This window comes from Pseudoalteromonas sp. SR43-5 (genome assembly GCF_014163835.1).
GTDB classification, from domain to species: Bacteria; Pseudomonadota; Gammaproteobacteria; order Enterobacterales; family Alteromonadaceae; genus Pseudoalteromonas; species Pseudoalteromonas distincta.
Map to the genome: position 1 here is coordinate 1 of NZ_JACJEA010000062.1, position 3,456 is coordinate 3,456.

The 3,456-nt window shown below is 36.5% G+C and carries 4 protein-coding genes; all 4 read left to right on the plus strand.

The features are described 5' to 3' along the window. A partial coding sequence (locus H5090_RS20385) for a hypothetical protein (RefSeq protein ID WP_182696610.1) occupies nt 1–1,077 on the plus strand: 1,077 nt, incomplete at its 5' end. After that, nucleotides 1,070–2,137: a hypothetical protein gene (locus H5090_RS20390; protein ID WP_182696611.1), complete on the plus strand. Its 1,068-nt coding sequence runs from the start codon at nt 1,070–1,072 to the stop codon at nt 2,135–2,137. The genes H5090_RS20385 and H5090_RS20390, both read left to right, overlap by 8 nt. Before the next feature lie 498 nt (nt 2,138–2,635). Beyond that, entirely contained in the window at nt 2,636–2,836 is a 201-nt protein-coding gene (locus H5090_RS20955) for a hypothetical protein (RefSeq protein ID WP_259395151.1), read from the plus strand. A 32-nt stretch (nt 2,837–2,868) separates the two neighbouring features. After that, a complete protein-coding gene (locus tag H5090_RS20960) occupies nt 2,869–3,249 on the plus strand; it encodes a hypothetical protein (protein ID WP_259395152.1) in 381 nt (126 codons plus the stop codon). Nucleotides 3,250–3,456 lie beyond the last annotated feature (207 nt).

The window sequence follows — 3,456 nt, forward strand, 5'->3', positions numbered from 1 at the left end:
AAAGTATATGATAATCCTGACTTTAAGCTAGGTGCTGTTGATACAGTCAAGCTAAAAGGCGTGAGAGTTTTAGAGCATAACTTACCAATGGTGATGCTAGCGTTTGAAATGTTTAATGCTAATGAAATGATTAAAAAATTTAATGCAGGAGACAAGGTAGATGCTAAGTTTGCCCTTGATTCGATAAACCTTATCTTTAGTCTTGCGACTTTATCGCTTGAGGTTGTTTCTATTAGGGTTACTTCAGTTTCTGATTTTTTAATAAAAGATATTAGAATTAGAACTAGCACTTTTCAGCTTTCAAAAGTTTTGGCAAGAGCTGGGCTTACATTGGCTTTAGTAATTACTTCATATGATGTCTATAAGTCCTTCCAAAAAAATGATATGGATGCGGCATTTTTTCACGCTTTAGGTGGGGCTGTCGCTATAGCTGGTTTTATGCATATTGGTGCGGCTTTGTTCACTACACCTCTAGGTTGGGCAATAATCGCTATAGGATTGCTAATTGCAATCATAGCTATTTTGGTAACGGATAATGAGTTAGAAACTTGGGCAAAGAATGGCCCCTTTGCACAAGATGAAGACGATCGCTGTGCTGGTAGCTATGAAAAGTGGGCAATAAACCCTAAAGAATGCTATGCCGCATTAGTAGGCACATTGATGAACCCAAATGTCACATTAGGTGTAAATAAACTCACCGACACCCATTGCCAATTAACCATTGATATAGACACACCAAACTTTGCGTTAGGGCAGTCAGAGGTATTCGTTCAAGTTTATCAGATAGAAGATGAGGGAGTTTTACATTTTGAGCAAGAATTTCGACACGATCATAAAAACTGGCAAATAGTCCAAAAAGAGAGCACTGAATCAGGGGCGATAAATGGATTTCAGTATATTGTCCCGATTTTATCAATGTGGCCATTAAACTTTGACGTTGATTGGCAAGTGAAAGTACAGTATCGGTTAGATAAAAATGTGACCTTGCCTTATGTGGATATTGATGAGCGAAATGATTGGGATAAAGGTGAGCAACCAGATAAAGCATGGATAATAAAGGAAATAAAATATGCTTGAAGAGTATGCTGAAACTGTTTACAGAGGTAAGCAAAATACAAAATTTAGAGATGAAATAGCAACTGATGAACGCGAATCTGCTTACTGTCGTTATCAGAGTAAACAAGTTATGTATCCAAGAGGCTGCAGCGTATTTGGCCATTGCTTTGATAGTTCTCAAACCTTATTTTACAAGGATAATTTAAATGGAAGCGCCGAAGATTGCAGATCACTTTTCGAAATAGATAAAAAGTTAAAACTGGCAATGAATACTATTCCTGCTAATTTTATTGATTTTATAATTTCTTCTTGGGTTGTACTGCACTTTATTAATTTGTGGTTTATTATTTTTATCCCTTCAATAACATTTGCTTTAGGTGCAACCAGTCTTGCTCTTGATTTTTTTTGGGTTTTAGTGATTATTTGGTTTAGCTCAAAAGTAATAAGTTTGATAGTACTCCCATTTTTTCGTTTTAAATATAATTTTACCATCAAATTTAATCGTTTAAATGGAACAGTTGAAGTTCCTAGCCAAAATGCGAAAGACCTTGAGATTGCACCATTTGAAGAATTCAATGCCCATTACAAAGTACAGAACAACCCTCAAAGTGGTTATCCTTATCGTGGTTTTTCATTGCTACACTATAAATATAGTATGAGGTATGAAAAAACGTATGCAAATCAAATTACTCCAGCATTAATCCATTGGGAATTATTACAAAACTTTATGGATGTAACCCAACCTCTGGCTGATATCCCACAATTTGAGTATTACCGAGAGTTTGATAAAACGACCGCTGAATTTGATAAAGCGAATGGTCGCCCTAAGTACTTTTGGTATCGAGTAGATAAGTCATTTTTAAAGAAAATGAATCAAGCTGATGATGAGCTTAGAAAAGAATTTAATGACGAAGAGCAGCTCGATAATCTATTGGCGGGTAAACCTATTAAAAAGTTAACGCCACCGGATATATTTAAATTTCCATGGAAATACGCAGATAACATCAAGCCTGAGAGTGAAATTAAGTTTGGGAAAACCTTGTGGCAAAAATTTACATCATTTTTGATGATAGATTTGTAAACTGTGGAAAACACATTAAAAACAGCTTTCTATTTTCCATGAAGAACCAGGATTTCAAATCGATTAACTAACCGTAGTTCTTTAACAATCATAAAAGGAATTTAAACCTAGGTAGCATAAGTGCTTCCTAGGTTATTTAGTTAAAATAGTATGGGTATATTTAAGTACTTAGGTGGCCCATTACCTAAAAAAACAATTTTCAATCAATTCTATGAAGAAGGCGATACGCTGTATCTGCGGAAAATGTTTAATGGGTTATGCTTTTTAGCTAATTGGTTATATGATGATAAATCAGTTTTTAGTAGTAATCCCCAGCGCTTTCAAGTCCATTCATGCGGTAATGGTCCCATGTTTTTAGGGTTCACAGGTAGTTCTTTTATAGGGTTATTTACATTATGGTGGATTCCATTTGGCTCAGAGCCTTACCCGCTGACTCTATTATCCTTGGTGCTTATAGGGAACCTTATATTTTTAAATCTCCAACCACTCTGGGATCGGATGGCGCCTCCTAAGTTAGCGTATTTTGATCGTCAAACAGGTAAAGTCGGTTACACCTTTGATATTCCTGGTTGTGACGAGCGCGATGAATTTGGTAATTGCTGCTTTGATTGGCGAGATATGCAGTGCTCATTAATAAACGAAAGCACCTCACAGTCGGGCTCGCGAGCATTTTTCCAAGACTCTCCCATAAAAACATAGATAAATACCCACAAACAAAAATGACTATTGTAGTGACAGAGTTAGCACAAAACCCAATTTATTGTTTGTTATTTTGGGAGCGCCTAGTGCGCTTTATGGATAACACCAAGCCATTACCTGATATACCTGAATATGAGGGTTACAGGCACCTAGATTCAATTACCGCTGAGTTTGATAGGCACAACAATCGCCCTGAGGTTTACTGGCGTGACATGAGTTTTGCACAACAAACCGAAATATATGATGAGCTCTATGCTGAGGCATTCAAAATAGATTGGTACAGCGACGAGCCAGAACCCGAAATAACCAAACCATGGCAACGGTGGACGCCTGAGCCTGAGCGAAAACAAACACTTAATTGGAAATACAAAGCGAAACGTTTATTTATGCAATTAACGTGTGGGATACCCTGAGTAATTTATTTAAAAAGATAATTTTATATGGAGAAACAATAAACAAGACACCCATCTTAATTTTGCAGTTTAGCACAACAAACAATAAACAAGACACCCATCTTAATTTTGCAGTTTAGCAAACGTAGTACTAGGCTTTTGTCAGTATAAAAAACAAGCAGGGTGTCTTATGGCAATTGCAAGAAAGCGTCAAGTAAGTTTGGTTGA